The 18,622-nt window shown below is 53.7% G+C and carries 12 protein-coding genes and 4 pseudogenes; 9 read left to right on the forward strand and 7 right to left on the reverse strand.

Annotation, left to right across the window (positions count from 1 at the left end; translation table 11 throughout):
* Positions 1 to 28: 28 nt before the first annotated feature.
* A complete protein-coding gene (locus C5C07_RS17205) occupies positions 29 to 1,378 on the reverse strand; it encodes a DUF362 domain-containing protein (protein ID WP_115805658.1) in 1,350 nt (449 codons plus the stop codon).
* A 115-nt stretch (positions 1,379 to 1,493) separates the two neighbouring features.
* Positions 1,494 to 2,642, reverse strand: a complete 1,149-nt coding sequence (locus C5C07_RS17210; RefSeq protein ID WP_115805659.1) for a Gfo/Idh/MocA family protein — start codon at positions 2,640 to 2,642, stop codon at positions 1,494 to 1,496.
* A gap of 546 nt (positions 2,643 to 3,188) precedes the next feature.
* Here C5C07_RS17210 and C5C07_RS17215 point away from each other — a divergent pair.
* From C5C07_RS17215 to C5C07_RS17245, 7 genes and pseudogenes are all read left to right on the forward strand, one after another.
* The gene (locus C5C07_RS17215; protein WP_115805660.1) at positions 3,189 to 4,295 is read left to right on the forward strand and encodes a Gfo/Idh/MocA family protein; all 1,107 of its coding nucleotides are present in this window, start codon (positions 3,189 to 3,191) and stop codon (positions 4,293 to 4,295) included.
* Between the two features lie 164 nt (positions 4,296 to 4,459).
* Positions 4,460 to 5,227, forward strand: coding sequence for an IclR family transcriptional regulator (locus tag C5C07_RS17220; protein ID WP_115805661.1), 768 nt, complete (start codon positions 4,460 to 4,462; stop codon positions 5,225 to 5,227).
* A gap of 242 nt (positions 5,228 to 5,469) precedes the next feature.
* Entirely contained in the window at positions 5,470 to 6,732 is a 1,263-nt protein-coding gene (locus C5C07_RS17225) for an ABC transporter substrate-binding protein (RefSeq protein WP_147302039.1), read from the forward strand.
* A gap of 276 nt (positions 6,733 to 7,008) precedes the next feature.
* Positions 7,009 to 7,854 carry an ABC transporter ATP-binding protein gene (locus tag C5C07_RS17230; RefSeq protein ID WP_233510435.1) on the forward strand — a complete coding sequence of 282 codons (846 nt, stop codon included), beginning with the start codon at positions 7,009 to 7,011 and terminating at the stop codon, positions 7,852 to 7,854.
* Positions 7,851 to 8,699 carry an ABC transporter permease gene (locus tag C5C07_RS17235; protein ID WP_115805663.1) on the forward strand — a complete coding sequence of 283 codons (849 nt, stop codon included), beginning with the start codon at positions 7,851 to 7,853 and terminating at the stop codon, positions 8,697 to 8,699. Before C5C07_RS17230 ends, C5C07_RS17235 begins: the two co-directional genes overlap by 4 nt.
* 2 nt (positions 8,700 to 8,701) lie before the next feature.
* Positions 8,702 to 9,574 carry an ABC transporter permease gene (locus C5C07_RS17240; protein ID WP_115805664.1) on the forward strand — a complete coding sequence of 291 codons (873 nt, stop codon included), beginning with the start codon at positions 8,702 to 8,704 and terminating at the stop codon, positions 9,572 to 9,574.
* A 188-nt stretch (positions 9,575 to 9,762) separates the two neighbouring features.
* Positions 9,763 to 10,445, forward strand: a pseudogene (locus C5C07_RS17245) (IS6 family transposase).
* Positions 10,446 to 10,519: 74 nt separating this feature from the next.
* On the opposite strand, the gene C5C07_RS17250 reads toward C5C07_RS17245, so the two are convergent.
* The 4 genes and pseudogenes from C5C07_RS17250 to C5C07_RS17265 all read right to left on the reverse strand — a co-directional run bounded on the left by C5C07_RS17250 (position 10,520) and on the right by C5C07_RS17265 (position 14,710).
* On the reverse strand, positions 10,520 to 11,278 hold the full coding sequence (locus tag C5C07_RS17250) for an SDR family NAD(P)-dependent oxidoreductase (RefSeq protein ID WP_115805665.1): 759 nt from the start codon (positions 11,276 to 11,278) through the stop codon (positions 10,520 to 10,522).
* 458 nt (positions 11,279 to 11,736) lie between these two features.
* Positions 11,737 to 12,840 (reverse strand): enolase C-terminal domain-like protein, encoded by a 1,104-nt coding sequence (locus tag C5C07_RS17255; RefSeq protein WP_115805666.1) that lies wholly within the window; start codon positions 12,838 to 12,840, stop codon positions 11,737 to 11,739.
* Positions 12,841 to 12,949: 109 nt separating this feature from the next.
* Positions 12,950 to 13,852 carry a dihydrodipicolinate synthase family protein gene (locus C5C07_RS17260; protein ID WP_115805667.1) on the reverse strand — a complete coding sequence of 301 codons (903 nt, stop codon included), beginning with the start codon at positions 13,850 to 13,852 and terminating at the stop codon, positions 12,950 to 12,952.
* Between the two features lie 222 nt (positions 13,853 to 14,074).
* Positions 14,075 to 14,710, reverse strand: a pseudogene (locus C5C07_RS17265) (IS6 family transposase).
* Between the two features lie 96 nt (positions 14,711 to 14,806).
* On the opposite strand from C5C07_RS17265, the pseudogene C5C07_RS17270 reads away from it, so the two are divergent.
* Positions 14,807 to 15,318: pseudogene (locus tag C5C07_RS17270) on the forward strand (IS4 family transposase); the annotation flags it as partial.
* 404 nt (positions 15,319 to 15,722) lie between these two features.
* On the opposite strand, the gene C5C07_RS17275 reads toward C5C07_RS17270, so the two are convergent.
* Positions 15,723 to 17,045: an endo-1,4-beta-xylanase gene (locus tag C5C07_RS17275; RefSeq protein ID WP_115805668.1), complete on the reverse strand. Its 1,323-nt coding sequence runs from the start codon at positions 17,043 to 17,045 to the stop codon at positions 15,723 to 15,725.
* Positions 17,046 to 17,581: 536 nt separating this feature from the next.
* On the opposite strand from C5C07_RS17275, the pseudogene C5C07_RS17280 reads away from it, so the two are divergent.
* Positions 17,582 to 18,515, forward strand: a pseudogene (locus C5C07_RS17280) (ISH3 family transposase).
* Positions 18,516 to 18,622: the final 107 nt, after the last annotated feature.

Genomic DNA, 18,622 nt, shown 5'->3' on the forward strand with positions numbered 1-18,622 from the left:
CTCAGAACGACGAGAAGCTGTGCTTGCCTTATTCGCGGAGCGATGGTGCGGTAAACTGCCCATCTTCGAACTCTATCGGCGAGGGTTCTTCGACCACGCGGAGGTCGTCTCGTTTACGTGCTTCTTCGACCAACGCTGTCGACGCGTACACACGATGAAGATGCATCGTGTCCGCGGCGCGGACGACACGGACCGTATCGAGGTCGACGACGCCGATAGTCGATAGCGCTGCAACCATCCCAGCCCGATCTGTTTCCACGACTGGGGGGAGTTTCACGCCACGGATGGTGCTCGCGGTGAGGGCGTTGATGAGTGTCGTCTGCGCGTCCAACTCGGCAGCGACGTTTTCGTGAACGACGTCCGCTGATCCCATACCCATCGCGTTGCCGTGCGTCTTCTTCGTCAGGCTGCGAGTGTAGATGCGTTTGATGTTTGGTTTCTCCGGCGCAGGCTCGTTGATGGAAAACGGCCGTCGACCGATGACGTTCGTATCAATTCCCTGTCCGCTAATCTCTTTGCCCTGTCGGTCGAACACAACTAAATCAAGCTCTTCGAACGGAAGTTTCGGCATCAAGTCGTAGGCGACTTCTAGCAGTTCACGCTCCCTGTCGAGGAATCCACTCGGGGGAACACCCTCGATCAGCGTGGTATCGTCGTGCTGGTCCTCAACGATGGCGATACCGCCAACAATTGGGAGCGAGTCGAGTAGCTGCTCGGTGATCTCGGGAATCATCCGCCGGAACGACCAGTCGACTGCCCACTTGTGTGCGATCTGCGCCCCGCGCTGTTTGCCCATACCTATGACCAACATCTTCGAGAGTCCGCTCTCTACCTCTCCGTCGAAGTCGGTGTGCGGCTTGACACGGTTGATGGGGATGATTGCATCGGCGTCGACAGCGTTCGCATCGGCGACAACGGGAACATCACGGTCTGGTGTTCGCCCGATTTCTACCACTTCCATGCTGGACCGAATCTCACAGCCGATTCGGTCCTCGGTGATCCCAAGTTCGTTCAGCATCTCTCGCTGTCCTTCACCGGTTGCACCTCCGTGACTCCCCATTGCGGGAAAGACGAACGGTTCAAAGCCTTCCGCGGCGACTGCCTCAACCACGGCAGTTACGATTTCGGCCAAGTTAGCGATTCCGCGGCTTCCGACGCCGAGTGCGACTTCTCCCCCATGTTGGACCTCCGCGAACGAAAGCGAATCTACAACTCTCTTAGCGACCGCCAAGATTTCTTCTTCGGGAATTGGGTTCGTTTCCCATACCTGCTCGATGACACCCATCTCGGGGAGTGGCGGATTCCCACATGCCTCGAGAATAACGTCTTCTGAAACAGAGACCCAACGAGTAGGGTTCGACTCGGTATTTTCAGACATATTAGGTAAGATGCACGAGTTCAAAATAAAACTGTCCGTCGGATAGCTTACGAGATGATCGACGACGTAGGGGGTATCACCCTCCTACCGTTATTCATCCTATAGAGGTTAGTCTTCAGATCCCGAGCTCGTCCAGGTCGACGCGACGGCCTTCTTGGGATGACCGGTAACTCGCATCAGTCAGTTGAACACCATTTACACCCGCCGTGAAGTCCCATGGGAACGGTCCGTCTGCGACGACGTGTTGAATGTACTTTTCCCATTGAAGTTTGAACGCGTTCTCGAACGTCTGATTGTCTGGCACGTTTGTCCAGTCCTCGTAGAAATCGTGCTCTTTTGGTGTATCTGGGTTCCACTCCGGCTTAGGCGTGTTCGAGTGGTCTTGCGTCTTGCAGTCGCGCAGTCCAGCGACTGCGCTTCCGTCGGTTCCATCGACTTGCATCTCGAAAAGGTCGTCACGGTTGACACGGACAGTCCACGAGGAGTTGAGTTGTGCGACGATATCGCCTTCCAGCTCCATAATCGCATAGGCGGCATCGTCGGCTGTTGCCTCGTACGGTTCCCCAGATCCGTCAATTCGCTCGTCGATGTGCGTCTTCTGAAGGCAACGAACCGACTCGACGCGACCAAACAGGTTCTCCAATACGTAGCTCCAATGTGAGAACATGTCGTCGATTATCCCGCCGCCATCTTCTGCTCGATAATTCCACGACGGCCGTTGCGCAGGTTGAACCTCTCCTGTAAATACCCAGTACCCGAATTCGACTCGGACCGAGAGAATGTCGCCGAAGAAGTCTTGATCGATGAGTCGTTGGAGTTTCATCAGGCCGGGCAGCCATAGTTTGTCCTGAACGATTCCGTGTTTCACGTCGCCTTCTTTTGCCGCCCTTGCGACCTCGAGCGCTGTTTCAAGATCGCCTGCAAGCGGTTTTTCGCAGTAAACGTCTTTGCCGGCCTCGATAGCCTTCATCACGCTGGCGGGCCGCCGAGGGGTCACTTGTGCGTCGAAGTATATCTGGTCGTCACCGTCGAGGCAGGTCTCTAAGTCGGGGTCTGCGACCCAACGGTCGATGTCGTGTTCTTCACTCAGAGCGCGGAGTTTACGTTCGTTTCGACCAACCAGCAGAGGGTCTGGCATTACTCGTTCGCCGTTAGGGAGTTCCACGCCACCTTCCTCTCGCAGCGCCAAAATCGATCGGATGAGGTGTTGATTCGTTCCCATTCTCCCGGTCACGCCGTTCATGATGATACCTATTTCTTGCATTATCTGATACGCTGGTAATCGATGTAATTTGAAAGATAATAATGTTTTGGGTAGATATTGTACGGTCTATCTCGTCGAATCATCGACGCCGTTCGAGGATGGAGAATAGCATACTTGGTTTCGACCGGTTATGTAAAGTGACAAATGGTTGAATTATGTAACGTAGCACATAAATACGCATTCACATCTGCCAATTTCGCACCTATGTTTCGTGTCTGGTTGTGACTCACGCGGGCTGGGGTTCCATGATATGCTGTTTGAGTATATCGAACTTTATGTGTGCCTTCCAAACATTACAAAGTTACACTTGTAATATACTGGCGTCTATTTCACCATTACATTCTGACAGCGAAAAGTTTGGTTCGACATAGTCGACCATTATGTACTCTGAAATACGTCTGGTTGTCGGTCTGTCGAGACGCAATGTTGTTAGCTGATGAGTCAGTGGGACACCCCTGGTTCCGCAACGAGACCTACCTATCGGGCTCATCCCCTTCTGTTGCCGATATACAAATCATTATATACTACTTTCGGCGATTCGTATGCATGGGTGCTAATATCGGATACATCGGTATCGACCACCACCATCGCGACCCGTATTTCGCCGTCGCGAGCGAACTGGATGTGACTATCACCGCGGTCTGTGAACCCGGTCGAGTGGTTGACGTCGAAAACATCGCGGCCATGGACGAACGGCCAGACGAGATAACGACGGAGGGACAGGACATGGCCAACCTCGTAGAGGGGGCAGCGGTCTACGAGGACCCCCACGAACTCGTCGCTGACGAGTCCGTTGATGTCGCATGGATCACCTACCGGAGCGATGAGACGCCTGCGATTATCGAATCCGCCGTGAAGAACGGCGTACACGTTATCAGTGAGAAACCGATTGCCCGAACAGCGGCCGACCTCGAAGAGATAGCCCAAGAGGCCAACGAACGGGGCGTAACCGTCTCGCCGACAATGTATTACCGGCGTAACCCGGTCGCGATAGAACTTCGTGACCGAGTTTCTGATGGGTTCTTCGGTGATGTGTGGACCGTCGACGGTCGGTTCAACGCCAGCCAGCTCTCCTATCGGAACACCGATCACTACATCTACGATCAAGAGACGAGCCGGGGTGGCGCACTCCAGTGGATCGGTCCTCATTGGGTCGATATGATGCCGTGGATTCTTGACGATCCAATCTCTCGGATAAACGCGCGATTTCACGAAGCCGACGAGGCGGACGTCGAAACCGGGGCAGTTCTGCAGTTCGAAACTCGTGGAGGAACCCTGGGAACGTACCACACTGGTTACTACCTGAGCGACCGGGGCAAAGACACACATCTCGGTCTCTATGGGACCAACGCTCAGGCGCTGACGCCTCTGCACCACGACGCACTCCAGCACGAACCGACGGTCTCTCTCGACCTAACGTCGGAACATCCCGACTGGACCGCCGCGCCGAAGCGAACCATCGAGTTCGGGTTTACCTACGACCGGTTCCCAGCGTGGGGGGACTTCGTGCAGGACTACTTCGAAGACTACTTCGCCGGCTACGAAACCGGGGACGTTCCGGCAACGGTCGATGATGCTGTGCAACTACTTCGAGTTCTCGACGCGGCATACGAATCAGGGGAACGCGGTGGGTGGGTCGAAGTCGAAGACTGAACCTGCTCGTTGCAGAATCGAGTTCGGTTTTTGCATATCGTCCACTTGAAAGAGAGATCCATCTCTTATATAGATGACTTGAATCCAACGAACGTCGAGGGTACCACTCGGTCGTCATTGTTCGAACGTAATGAACTTTATATAGGGATGTTCATAACCTAGCCATGACAACAACTGATGATTCGAAAACACTCCAGACCACCACGACGTCTATAGAGGTGCTCGAAATTCTCGATGTTGTCAACGGTGCTAGAGTTTCCGAAATCGCGACGAGAATGGACAAGCCCAAGAGTACGATTCACGGACATCTCGCGACGTTGAAAGAGAAACAGTTCGTTGTGAAGAAAGGAGACCTCTACTTTCTCGGTCCTGAGCTACTTCGATTAGGGAGTCAAGTCCGGACGCGTGAGTCTGGGTTCGTCCTCGCTCGGCAGTTCACAGAACAACTGTTCGAAAAAACCGGGCTTCGTTCCGTCTTCGTCGCAGAGATGGGAGGAAAAGCAGTCATCCTCCATACCGCTTCGGGAAATAAGATGGGGTGGGCACACGAACAGATCGGGAATCGGCTTGACCTTCACGATACTGCTGTCGGGAAGGCAATTCTTGCTGAACTCCCCAATCTGAGGGTCGAACAAATCATCGACCAGTGGGGTCTCACCAAAGAGACTGAGAACACGATCACCACCAGAGAAACGTTGTTCGAGGAATTGAGGACCGTTCGCGACCAAGGATACGCTGTCAATCACGCGGAGAACTTCAAGGAACTCTACGCAATCGGTGTCGCAGCGACCAAACGTTCGGGAGGTGTAATCGGAGGGTTCAGCGTTACGGGTCCGGAGCACTCGATCACGGGGCCCGAAAGGGAAGACGAGCTAGCAAGCGCTGTTACTGACATTGCTAACGAGTTCGAGTTGGAACTCGCGCTCGCATAGTGTACATTGAGTCATTTTTTGGTCGAGGTGGCTTTCTGACTACCTTGATCGAGTAAACGGGCCGGTGGCTTCGGAGGACGAACATCTCTATTTGAATTTTCACCCTATACTATCTCGATGGGGTGGGGGAAGGACACAGCGGGTGGGAGAGCGAGGACGGTGTAGCACCCGTATGAGGGTAACACATGACAAAACGAACAATAATTATATATATGATGTGGTAAAATAGTCTGTCCAGAAGCATGACAAAACGAGAACAGAGTGAAACAAAAGCAGAATTACTCGACGAGCTTGATAGTACACTTCCCGGGTCTATCGACCGACGGAAGTTTATGCAAGGTTCACTCGGGGCAATCGGTGCCACCTTGCTAGCCGGTTGTACAGGTCAAGGCGGAGGAAACGACGGAGGTGACGGAGACAACGATAGTTCAGACACCGACCAATCCTCTGACGGTGAGTTCTTGGACGAGACGAAAGCTGTCTTCACAGCACCGTGGAAAAAAGAACCATCTTGGGGCCACACCCACGTCGCCGAAGGGCGAGAGTACTGGGAAGACGCCGGTGTCCCGAACATCGACGGTACTCGCGGGAACGGTTCTGACACAGAATCTCAGAACATCGGTGTCGGCAACAAACCTATGGGGGTCACATCGATAACCACAGCAATTAGTGTCTACCCCGAAACCGAAAACACCGAAGCGTTAGATATGAGCGTGGTGGGATTGGCTCGAGGCCGGCCTCTCCTGTCTCTCATCTGGCGGAAAGACATGATGGAGGACCGTGCCGATATCGCGGGAAAGACCATACTCGCGGCATCCGGGTTTGCTGCGGCGACGATACAGGTCTATCCCAACCTCGTCGATGTTGACCAGAGCGAAGTGACACTCGAAGAGGGGACCGAGGAAGTTGCTGCACCGAAACTGGCCAATGGTGAGGTAGCCGCAGTCTGGGGATCAATTGACCTTCTTCCCGTCTATCAGGAGGAAGTTGATGCCGAACTCGGTGTCACTCCACTCACTGCCTTCGGTGGGTTCCCCGGATACCCAATCTGGGTGAACAATAGTTGGTATGACAACAAAGAGAACGCCGCCGAATTCGTTGGTCAGGTCATGACTGGCTACTTCAAAGCTATGAAATGGGGCCTTCTGAACCAATCGGAGTATCTGGACTATCTAAAGAACGAGGTGAACCCGAACCTACAGACCTGGACAGAAGAGGAGCTCACCGGCCAACACTCTGTGAATTGTGCGCAAGCTATCACCCTCGACATGAAAGATAACGGATTGGGCTACTTTACTGAGGATGGCATCGCGAACGTCCTCGAGAACGCCGGCCCGGCACTGGTCGACAACCCCGACGCACTCCCATCCGCGAGTGAGATGGTGATCACGGAACCCTTAGAACACATGGAACCGGCGACGTTCACCGACGACGAATGGAACCAACTAGCCAAAAACGCAGGGTTCATCTGGGACCTCTTCGAAGAGGCAGAATCCGATAACTGACGTCGCTGTGTAACTGTTCGAGTGCACCAAGGTCACATCTTGCGTCATCCAACTCCCCGTCAAAAACAGCATCTCGCCCTCAACGCCCGATTCGGTCGTCTGGCCTCCGAAGCAGGGCGACAACCGAAAGCCGGGAGGAACAACATCGTAGACGACGCTACTCGTATGAACTCATATCGACGTCACCACAGTACCCTCACACAGGGGAACCAGCCTTCAAGTAGAGTTACAGCAGCAGGCACGTTTATGCCGTTTCAATAAGGACATTGTACCCAAATGAATAATCAAACAAACAAAGAACCAGAGATGAAAGATGACACAGCTGAGTGTAGTATGATCTCATTCAACGACATCGATAAAGTGTACGGGGAAGATGCCCCTGCTGAGGAGTCAGTGACAGCCCTCAAAGGAATTGACATCGACATCGAACGCGGTGAGTTCGTGTCCGTGGTCGGCCCCTCAGGGTGCGGAAAAACGACGTTATTACACATGACGGCGGGTATTCTCGACGCAACGAGTGGCTCTGTTGAAATCAATGGTGTAGACGTCCAGAGTCCGCAACACGAACGGAAAGAGGTTGGACTCGTGTTCCAACACCCCGTCGCCCTCGAATGGCGAACAGTAAGGAAGAACATCATGCTCCCCGTTCAAATCCTGAAAGAAAACGGGGCAATAGACCACGACAAGGAGTACTACCGGGACCGTGCGGAGGAGCTCATTTCACTCGTCGGTCTAGATGGATTCGCGAACGCGTATCCAAACGAGCTCTCTGGAGGGATGCAACAGCGCGTCACGATCAGTCAAGCGCTCATTTACAACCCCTCTGTGCTGTTGATGGACGAACCGTTTGGCTCGTTAGACGCCATGACCAAGGACGACCTCAACATCGAACTCCTTCGTATCTGGCGAGAGACGGAAAAGACCATCCTGTTCATCACCCACGATTTGGACGAGGCCATCTTCCTCTCGGACCGCGTCGTCGTGCTCTCTCCACGGCCGGGTCAGGTTGCCGAAGTCATCGACGTCGACCTGGAACGCCCCCGTGACGAAGACACGAGAGGAAGCGAGCGCTTCGTCGAACTGTCTGCCAAGCTCCACCAGCATTTCAAAAGATTGCAATGATTGGAAGCGCCACAAAGAAAATCGGGGAAGGAATGCCTAACATCGACATCTCCAACGCGAGCGACTCTAGACAAATGCGCTGGGCCCTATCCGGGTTCGGCATCGTCCTCTTACTTACATTCTGGCACACAGCCACCGCGATGATGGATCTCAACCCGAAATACTTCCCGGGCCCACTCGAAGTACTGTCTGAATTGGTTCGGATCTGGCCGGCTATCGTCTCCGCGTTGCCGAACACGCTGTCGGCAGCCATCATCGGCTATCTGCTCGCACTCATGCTGTCGATTACTGTCGCGGTACTCCTCGTGGCTAACCCACGGGTCCTTGACGCACTGATGCCGTTCATCATCGGGACGAACACCGTCCCACGTATCGCGATGACGCCACTCGTGATCTACTGGGTTAGCTTCTACAACACGTCTGCGCTCTACTTGGCAAACTACGTGATGGCGGTTTGGGTCGCGTTCTTCCCTATGTTGATCGCCGCCATAGATGGCTTTCGGAGTATCGACGAGGACACAGAGAATATGTTTCACGTGTACGGTGCAACTACCTGGCAAGAGTTCAAGTACGTCCGATTCAAGAAAGGGCTGCCGTTCATCTTCGATGGCATGAAGATTGGTTTCGTCCTTGCGATGATCGGCGCAGTCGTCGGCGAATTCGTCAGTGGAACGTTCGGCATTGGGTCACAGGCTGCCTCCGCAATTGGACGGACCAGCGTGGCACGCGCGTTCGCAATCGTACTTGTCCTCGGGGCCATCAGTACCGCTGTCGTGCTGCTCGTCTACCTCATCGAAAGCAAGATGATTTTCTGGCGGAAATCGTCGATTATGGGGGCTGAGTGAACATGTCACTCGTTTCACCACGCCAGTCTGTCAGAGCAAAACAGTGGATGCGACGGCAGATTACAACGGTGATTGCAGGGTTCTTGTTTCTCGTGCTCTGGGAGATCATCGCCCGTGTAATCGATAACAACCGCATCGTTGCGGACATCCCATACACCGTGAGTTCCCTCGTAACAGAGGCAGACACGATCTCGATGCAGGTCATGGAGACGTTCTCTTCGGTCTTCGTTGCGTTCATCCTTGCTGTCGTATTCGGGGTTGCCCTCGGTGTGATTGTCGCCGAAATATATGCCCTTCGGCAGATGACGATGCCACTAATAATCTTCGCGTACGCCGTCCCTCACCCGGTGCTCGCACCGATGTTTATTATTTGGTTCATCGTCGGTGGGGAGATTACGCTCCTCACATTTACTGGTCCCACAGCCTACATTTTCCCTGCTGTTGGGGCAGCCGACGCACAATTGAAACTGGGCATCGACGGCGTCAGTACCTTCGGTGCGTGGGTCGGATTTTTCCCGGTGTTTATCAGCACCATCACTGGCATGAACGAACTCGAGGAGCGATTCGAACACTTCGGAATGATGCTCGGTGCGAGCAGGTGGCAGATGGTCAAACACTTCCGATTCTGGCGTGCACTTCCCAATATCGCGAGTAGTATCAAATCTACAGTACAACTCACGATCGTGGGCGTCATCGTTGCTGAGTTTATTGCCTCGTCCTCGGGTATTGGGTACCAAATAGTCCTTGGTTGGAAGACCGGCGACTTGGGGTATATGTTTGGGGTCGCACTCGTGATCATGGTCGGCTCGTACGTGTTTTATCAACTTGCCGTATGGACGGTCAAGAAGATAACACCCCCCGGATCACTCTCCTGAATTCTACCAATTTTTGGCTACAAGCCTGCATGGGGAGGTCAGCTGAGGAATCCTCCAAGGTCCTGACCGATTCAATACTGACTCGGAATATAGTAACCGTTAGAATTTTTACTCAAAAATCCTTACAAGAAAGGCGCTGTCTAGTTAAGCCAGTTTGAGAAGCGAGCAGGCCCTTGAGTGAATTGGTCATGACGCTCGCAGACCTGCTCAGCGAGTGCTTTGCGGCGGGTTTAGAAGGAACTGGGGAGCGTGAGCGGACAGCGACGTTGACGAGACGCTCTGCGTCTCGTTCGCACACCAGAACGCAAAGCGTTCTGGGGACGCCCGTCAGGGCGTTCGCTGTCCAGCTTCACGCGACCGGATGTTCGCTTAGAGAAACAAAAGAAATTCTTCGATTACTCGGAATTGAACGGTCTCACCAAGCTGTCTGGCAGTGGGTACATCGGATGGCTGACAGCGGTCACAACCCGCCTGAGGCGAAGCCGAAGCGGGTTACGGTCGACGAGACCGCTGTCAAAATCAACGGCGAGTGGTCTTGGTTGTACGCTGCAATAGACCTCGAGACAAAGCTGATTCTTGACGTCGAATTGTTTGGACGGAATGGGACTGGTCCGGCTGCTGCGTTTCTCCATCGACTCTCAAAGAAACACGATCTCTTAGATGCTGTATTTCTCGTTGATGGCTACGGCTATCAGACTTCACTCTCTCGATTAGGATTGAGTGGTCGGCTTGACCATGTCGACCGAAACCTGATCGAAAAATGGATTCACACCCTCAAAGTGTGAGTTGACCGCTTCCATAATTCGTGGGTTGGCAGTTACGGAAGCGTCCGCAAGTGGTTCATACAATTGTGCAATACTACAATTTTTAGAGGCCACATCAAGCGCTCAACGGACGAACGCCGGTTGAGGAGGTTACTAACTAGATAGTGCCCGAAGTATTACCCTATCGGTGTACCACACCGCCGTCGACCGTGAACGATTGGCCGGTTATCCACTCCGCCATATCTGAGAGTAGAAACGTTACGAGATAACCCACGTCTTCTGGGCGTCCAATTCTATCTAGCAGAAGCTGTGTCGCTCGTTCTTCGGATGCCTGCTTTTCCTCGACGTTCCTGAACATCGGTGTATCGATTGGTCCAGGGTGGACAACGTTACAGTTGATTCCGAACTCCGCCAATTCCTGTGCCAACACAATCGTGAATGTCGTCATTGCTGCTTTTGACGCCGCGTACGCGCCCTGTCCAGGTCTCGGCCGTAACGAGGCAGCAACTGAACCGATATTCACGACAGTCCCATCGATCTCCTCAGTGATCATGTGATTACAGACCTCCTGTGTGACGAGGAACGTTCCCGTCGTGTTCACGTCCAAGTGCTGCTGCCACTTCTCCAGAGGTATATCCATGATCGGTGTCGTCTCCTGGATACCTGCACTGTTCACCAATCCGTGCAAGGGTCCAAGCTCTTCGATAATCTCACAAACGGTTGTATGGACCTGTGTCGCATCCGTGATGTCACACTCGTAGAAACGGAGCTGTGACTTGGCTGCATCATTCTCGTCCACGAACGTCGCTCCAGTTTCCGCGTCAACGTCAACGACAGATACCGATGCACCCTGTTCGATCAGACAAGACGTGACTCCTTTACCGATTCCGCTAGCTCCGCCCGTTACGAGGAAGTGAGATCCTTCGAGTGGAAATCCCATGAACGCGATCTAGGAGCGAACTGTGTTAAACGTTCGTGTCCCAATTGGGCCTGTGTTGTTGCGTCGACTAACTGGCTTCGAGTTTCGGTACTACCGGACTTTGAATTCATTTCATTCAGTTGTTCGCACTTTTTATCTTTTCACCTTCGGTCTGCTGTCTACATTTCTTACTGCGTCTACTCGGCGACAAATACCACCTCACGTAACCAGTTGTAGATTTCCACAGCCCATTTCCGGTAATGCCGAAACAGTAAATCTCTATATTGTTCCACTATGGACTCTTCAGACCATTCTTCCTTGATCTCAGAGGTCTGTTGGGTGGTCTCTGAATACTCCTGAATCACTTACGCTACTATGTCTGTAATGTTAGGCAGCTACTCACTTAGTCTTTCACCGTAGGGGTCAGCATCTCACGTTCTTCACGAATGTTTCTCTAGACTTTTCGGCCATACCGGATGTTACTCCGAGCCCACGAACCGATTGAGAACCGACTTATTTAATTCAATTCCAAAACCCGGCTTCGTGGGGACAGTAATCGTTCCGTCACTAGGCACTAGCTCGCCGTCAGCCGCCGGTCGTACCGGTTGGACTTCTGTTCCTCGGCCCAACATATACTCGACGTACGGCGTGTCGTGGCGGGCAAGCGCGTAGTGACAGCTGTAGATGTTCGACCGGTGGGGGATCACGGGAATTCCCATTGGTTTCGCGATGTGGCCGACCCGATTCATTTCGGTCATCCCCCCGGCCCACTGGATATCGGGCTGAATGATGTCTGCTGCCCCCTGGTTTACAAGTTGGTGAAAACTCCGATGACCGTACTCAACATTGCCGACGGCGAGTTGAACCGGCTTCACCTCGTTGCGAATGTCTCGATATTGCTGGACTGTATGGCCCGCTGGTAGGGGATCTTCAATCCACTTCAGATCGTACTTCTGAAGCCGATCAGCTGCTCGAACCGTGTACTCTTTGTTCCAGTCCATGAAGCAGTCGATCATGATGTCGGCCGTCTCCCCGAAGAACTCTCGGGCTCTGGCAACCTTCGTCTCGAGTTCGTCGAGGCCTCGAAGTCCATCTTCGGGGAGCGCTTTAGTCGGGATTTTTACCCCAAGAAATTCCTCGTCTGACAGGGACTCCATGACATTCGGGAACACCGTGACGTAACACGGCAATTCCTCGCGGACTGCCCCACCGAGAAGGTCGTAGACCGGACGGTCAGTTGCACGTCCCTTTAAATCCCAGAGGGACAAATCAATCCCGCTCAAAGCCATGTACGAAAGCCCGCCGCGGGCCGTCGGTAGCGCGTCGTACATCTCTTGCCAGAGGTGCTCGATCCGCGCTGGGTCGCTCCCTTCAAGAATTGGTCTGAAGTAGTCGTCGATGAGTTTACAGGCGCTTTCTCCACCACCGCGGTTCACGGCCACCCCGCGCTCGCCGGTGTCCGTCCGGATCTCGACGCAGAACGTCTCGTTCTGTGGACGGGACTTCTCTGTAGGATTGCTGCCGACCTCTTTCGTGATAGAGTCGTAGTCTATCGTCCAGAGGTCGACACCGGTAATTACCATACGGATTGATATGAAGCCTACAATAAATAGATATCCACAAAACTGCTAGAAATCCTGACGTGACGACACTGTGGCAGCGCGATCCGGAACGACACGACGCCAATCTATCTTAATCGAGGCGATCTTCGAGCATCGTGTAATACTCGTCAACGAGACCGTCGAAGTACGCGTCAGGCGCTACTGTCGGTTCACGACACAGGTCGGTCGCGAGCATCCCACGCCGTTTCATTATCTGCTTCTCGTAGTGGATGAACAGTTGTCCGGACTGCGTGATGTGGTTCAACATCGGGAGAATTTCGTTGTGGAGTTCGATCGCCCGCTTTCGGTCGCCGTCCTGGTAGCTCTGATAGATGTCAAGGTAGTAGTCAGACATCCCACCACCGGGCATGACGCCGACCGCACCGCGATCCATCGCTTCGATGAACTGGTGGCCTGCGTTTCCGACTAGAAGGTCTATTTCGCCGTCTGTTCGCTCAAGTAGCTCGGTCATGTATGGTCCAGGTGGATTACATTCGATCTTGTATGACGTGACGTTGTCCACTCGATTGTACAACTCGACGAATGTGTCGGGACTAATTGTTGTCTCGACTTCGTTAGGGGCGTACTGGATCAAGATCGGCACATCGACCCCGTCGGCAACCGCTTCCATATGTCTTAGAAGCGACTCTTTGTCAGTCTCACCAGTATACGGTGGTAATAGCATCAACCCGTCGACGCCGACGTCTTCGAAGTACTGCGCCCACTCCACGGCGACAGGTGTCGACTGTTCCGTCACGGACGCCCAAATCTGGCAGTCCATCTCGCGGCCGACTTCGACGGCCGTTTCTATCAGTTCCTTTCGCTCACCGTCTGATAGTTTATAGAACTCACTCGCGAATCCAAAGAGGATCTGGGCGTGACAACCTCCTTCGGCAAGTGTACGGATCTGCTTGCGGAAGCTATCGAAGTCGATCGCGCCCTGATCTGTGAATGGGACGACAATTATTGGGCAGACTCCCTCTATCTCACTCATATTGGGTACTCACTCGTCATAGAACCAGACCGCGAGGCCCACTCAGATATCATGTCGTCGGGTCTATCCCGGTACTTGATCGTTTCGCCGCTTTCCGCGTCGAACAGATGGCCCTGTCGTTGCCTTCAGAGCTCTTTCTGTGCCTCTCAATCTGCAGGTCGTGCATAGGAGATCAATTGTGGTTAAGGTATTTATTCCTTGCCCACCGTCCAGAGGAATTGTTCAGATTAGCTGATTCCAGCAGTATGCGAAGGCTTGCAACCATGTTTCCGCGGTCTCGGAGTCAGCGTGTCTAAAATGGTTTGCGAACGACTCTGTGCGGCGTTTCAGTTCTTTAAACACTCGTTCGACGGCATTCTGATTTTCGTGGGTGACATGCTGAAATCGCAGGCCGTGACTGTGACAGGCCGCGTGTAACCACGGCGAACCAGTGATCAAGAAGACCGCGTCGTCAACGAGGTGTTTCCCGCGGAGTTCCGCGAGGAACATCTCAGTGAGGGCGGTGGTTCTCGTCGTAAACAACCGGACGTGCAGCAGATAATTCGTCTCGGGATCGACAGCAGCGTACAGCCAGTAGCGGTGGTCGTTGACCCAAATCACGGTCTCGTCAACTACGACGTGATTCGGATTTCAGCCCTCTGTGGACTGTAAGCCTGCCTTTTGAATCCAGTTGTGAACGGTGGTTCGACAGCGGTTGACCCCCAGACCAGCGAGGAAAGACACGGTATCCGACAGCGACAGCCCCGCCAGGTGGTGTTGGATACCGAGCTTCCTCGCCGGCTCGGGTGCCGCCTCTCGGTCCACAAATTCTAACTCCGGGAAGTCGCTACATTCGGTGAGGCGGCGGGTTTCTGGCATAGGAATCAAGAAACCACGTCCGACTCATGCTTTGACCTTATCTGAACACTGCCAATTACCTCGGTGACTATCTTCAAAAAGCACGCTAGCCACTAGCGCGCCATTCCCTTGGTGGGCAAGCAGATACACGATGTGGTCGATGACCTCTCGCGGACGTACACCGACGTGGAGGTGGAATCGGAGTTCAAGCGCGGGCAGTACGAGGTGACGCGATCGCGGATACGAAGCGGTTCCGCGTCGTCGGCGTCCTCGTTGCGGACACCGACGACAACCATCTGTACAGAATGTCCCGCGAGAGGAGTTCTTGCCGGCGGATCTATCGACGCTGTAGGTGTTACTGGGAGGTTGAGTTGCTGTTCCGTGAGCTGAAGACGCAGTCGAACTAGATGTGTTCGGCACGAGCAACCCGGATGTCGTGAAAATTCTGCTGTACGCGGTTGTTGTCACTGCTGGTGAGCCGTGATCTGTTGGATCTGGTCACCGAGCAGGCGGATGATGAGATCGTCTTCCCGCCGGAGCGCTGGGCGGCGACCTTCCGGTCGCACACCCAACTGACCTTCCATGAACTCGGTGGGTATCTCGGCTACTCGCCACCGCCGCTGTTGTGAAGTCGATATATACGACAGAGTCGTGAGCCTACATCCCATAGTCTGTGGAGAAGGTAGTGAAACTTATCCTGCGCGCCGAGGCAGCATCGGGGTTGAACGCATATCTCTACATTCACGTATATTTTCTGAAAAAATCGCCCATTACGGTTGATCTGTCGACGCTGATCGCGGTCCTGAACCACTCGGGTCTCAAAATCCTCGCCTGTAGTGAGGGGTAGTGGAGCAATCTGTTCACCATCAGAGCTTTGAGGACGGAAACGTAAAAATAAACGTCTCTAACGAGTCGGGCCTCGGTGTCGTAGTTGATATGGATGCGCTTGTCTCACACGTTTCGACGGGCAATAAAATCTTCAATGGAAAATGTCGATACTCCAACTTCCAGTTGTCACGACTGCAACCCTGAGTCAAAGTTCGACAACGTTCGTTCCGGCATCAACGGTAACAGTTGCCGTCCGTGTTTTGTCGTCGACAATTGCTTGTACGATATATTCACCTTTGAATCCCCGGAGTTCGTACGAGCCCACCGAATCGGTCTCTCCGGATTCCTCAGTCCACCACCTATCGAATACGAGTTCCTTGTACACGTCGTGGACCGGGCGGGTACTCCAGTCCTCTCTGAAAAAGGCGGCGCGGTCACGCCAGTGTGTCGGCTCCCAGATTCCCCACGTGATGACCGAAGTTACCGCAGGGTGACTAAATGTGTAAATATAGAAGTCCCGTGTGTAGTCCGCCTGCAACTGTTCGGCCTTCTCAATAGGGAACTCGTCATCGCTCCAGTCGTCCGAGAAGTCGTACTCAGTAAACTGAATCTCGAGGCCGAACTCGGCGAACCTGTCGAGTCGATCGAGTGCCTCTTCTGGGGGGACCAGTGTCTCCGGGCTGAAATGACCCATAAAACCGACACCGTCGACTTCGGCGTCTTCTTCGAGGAGATACTCAATCATGTCGTAGTAGCGCTCACGGTATCTCTCCGTCTCTTCGTCATTTCGGAAGGCAGCCTCGTTGATAAATAGCTTCGCTTCGGGGTCGCCCTCCCGGGCGGCATTGAGCCACTCGACCCAGGCCGATGGGTCCGAATCAAACCGCTCATGCCAGACACCGTCCATCTTAACGGGATGATTGATAACGTCCCACTCGTCGATTCCCCATGCGAGTTCGCTCGCGACTTCAAAAGCATGTTCGGTCATTCTCTCCCGAAGCTCAGTGTCGTCGTCAGTCTTGAGGATTTCTTCAGGAGCTGCACGACCCGGCCACATCCAGAGGATGGTGTGACCGTGAACTGGGACATCTCGGTTGACGAGCCACTGGACGCCATCGAAGCCGATCTGAGTCTCTGGATTCGTACCATCGCCCCAATCCCACTTCCAAGGGGGGAACCCGTCGTTAATTGTTCCCTTGTTGAACAGTTTGTGAAAGGATTTCTGAAATTGCTGGGTATCTGCCTCGGTCATCTCTTCGTTTTGCCCGATCAGGGCGTCGGAGTCGACTTCAACGCCAAAGCCGAAGGCATGCTTGGTCATTTCGACATGGACAGGGACGCCTTCGATGGGCACGCCCTCATCGTCGGTGACGTGGACTTCAAGATCACCCTTCCGGTATTTGTCGATGCGTTCCGTTGCGGCTTCTCGCCAGTCTGCGTCTGGGGACCGCCCTGGATACTCGTATTCGGTGTCGTCTCCTGCTCTGAACTTGTGGTGGAGTGCGTCTGTGTTGTCCTTCTCTGCCATGGTTTATCACCAGAGGAATCTGATCCTGATAGCCCTATGAAACCAAAGATTGAAAGTGGTGAGGATAGCACTTCTTCGGTTTTGTTTGTAGGATCTAATAAGATAATATATACTACATCATATTAGTGGTTTGGTATTGTACAATCTTATCCGCTATCGTGGTGGACCAACGTTGTATAATTTCATCAACAACTGGTCATGCCTCCAGCCCAGGTCTGCGACGTCGTGTTTAGTTCGTGGTATTGTGCCAGTGAGCGAAGGTTTGAAGCCACGATTTGGTGGTATTCAGCTCATCTTGGCTGAGGCAACTCAAGAATGAGGATGTTCGTCGCATTAACGCCGAAAAAATCTGCTAGGCAGTTCCACGTTTGAAGCACTTGAGCTCTGCCGGGATTGCGCATTCGTGCCATTCTCATGCGCTACGACTTTCAGATACTGTTACGGGCTAACCAACAATCCTCTCCTCAAAAGCAATCACCGAACTAGGTTCAGTACCTCACAAACCTGGTTAGTTAGAGCGTCTGCTTGCTGAAGATATGTCCAAGCACCATCAGCAAGCAGACAGTATAATACACGAAGACCAGCTCTTTAACTTCCTCGCCAATCGACTTGACGAGAAAGTTTCCCTGAACCTCGCCAGCAACGCTGAAATCGATGCAGAAGACATCTACGAGGTCCTCCTCGACGCAACCACCGACAGGAACTCGATCTCAACGCTATGCAACTCCAGTGAAGAATCGCCATCAGCGAACACAGTTCTCTATCATCTCCGGGCGAAATTCGAGCCGTTCTGGCTCGAACGAGCCGCTAACACGCTTCTTCGGCGAAATATCGTCGAACTGCTTCTCCTGTGGCCCTACTATGGAGACGAAGACGACACCGACGGTCTCTATCACTCCAAAGCGAAGCGTGGAACCACCGCGTTCCACGCCTACGTCATGCTGATCGTCCGCTGGGGACAATCAATCAAGCAAGAGATCTCGGAAGGCTGGGGTCGCGTGATTCAGCACAGTCTGCCGGCGAAACTCGACGGTCACAGCTGGTCCGTCGAATTTTCCGTCCACATCGACTGTGCCTGCCAGAACGGACGGTGCGACGAGCATGGGGTGGCGCGTCACAGCTACGCCGCTGACGCGCCGTTCATCGGCTCACTACGTGACGCTCGATATCATACGCGAAACGCTTCGATATCGAGTCGAGCTATCGGCTCCCCGAACAAAGTATTGCGATAACCCCGACACAGACTCCGGTCGTACGGCTGTTATACGTCGCGGTGAGATTGCTGATACAGAACGTCTGGCGGTATCTGCACTGAGAATACGTGGCGACGCCCCGCCGTGAGGGGCGTCGCCTCTGGGACTGGTCGTTCAAGGAGTTCATCAACATGAGCCGACGGGTAGTGTGGACTCCCCGACGCACAGCGAGGGCCACCTCCACGACCGACCACCGGACAACCGGTTTCCCCGGTAATCACCACCCAGACAGCCTCCAGCGGGAGTGGCGACGCTGTCGCGTCCGCGGCGGCTGGCGCCGACAGCGACAGCTCCCGGTCGATTCGTCCCTGATTCTCTCGTCGA

This window comes from Haloferax sp. Atlit-4N (assembly GCF_003383025.1).
Lineage (GTDB): Archaea > Halobacteriota > Halobacteria > Halobacteriales > Haloferacaceae > Haloferax > Haloferax gibbonsii.

Bases quoted from the DNA above. Each gene is read 5' to 3' on its own strand.
- C5C07_RS17205 (WP_115805658.1), bottom strand. From the start codon at position 1,378: ATGTCTGAAAATACCGAGTCGAACCCTACTCGTTGGGTCTCTGTTTCA.
- C5C07_RS17210 (WP_115805659.1), bottom strand. From the start codon at position 2,642: ATGCAAGAAATAGGTATCATCATGAACGGCGTGACCGGGAGAATGGGA.
- C5C07_RS17215 (WP_115805660.1), top strand. From the start codon at position 3,189: ATGGGTGCTAATATCGGATACATCGGTATCGACCACCACCATCGCGAC.
- C5C07_RS17220 (WP_115805661.1), top strand. From the start codon at position 4,460: ATGACAACAACTGATGATTCGAAAACACTCCAGACCACCACGACGTCT.
- C5C07_RS17225 (WP_147302039.1), top strand. From the start codon at position 5,470: ATGACAAAACGAGAACAGAGTGAAACAAAAGCAGAATTACTCGACGAG.
- C5C07_RS17230 (WP_233510435.1), top strand. From the start codon at position 7,009: ATGAATAATCAAACAAACAAAGAACCAGAGATGAAAGATGACACAGCT.
- C5C07_RS17235 (WP_115805663.1), top strand. From the start codon at position 7,851: ATGATTGGAAGCGCCACAAAGAAAATCGGGGAAGGAATGCCTAACATC.
- C5C07_RS17240 (WP_115805664.1), top strand. From the start codon at position 8,702: ATGTCACTCGTTTCACCACGCCAGTCTGTCAGAGCAAAACAGTGGATG.
- C5C07_RS17250 (WP_115805665.1), bottom strand. From the start codon at position 11,278: ATGGGATTTCCACTCGAAGGATCTCACTTCCTCGTAACGGGCGGAGCT.
- C5C07_RS17255 (WP_115805666.1), bottom strand. From the start codon at position 12,840: ATGGTAATTACCGGTGTCGACCTCTGGACGATAGACTACGACTCTATC.
- C5C07_RS17260 (WP_115805667.1), bottom strand. From the start codon at position 13,852: ATGAGTGAGATAGAGGGAGTCTGCCCAATAATTGTCGTCCCATTCACA.
- C5C07_RS17275 (WP_115805668.1), bottom strand. From the start codon at position 17,045: ATGGCAGAGAAGGACAACACAGACGCACTCCACCACAAGTTCAGAGCA.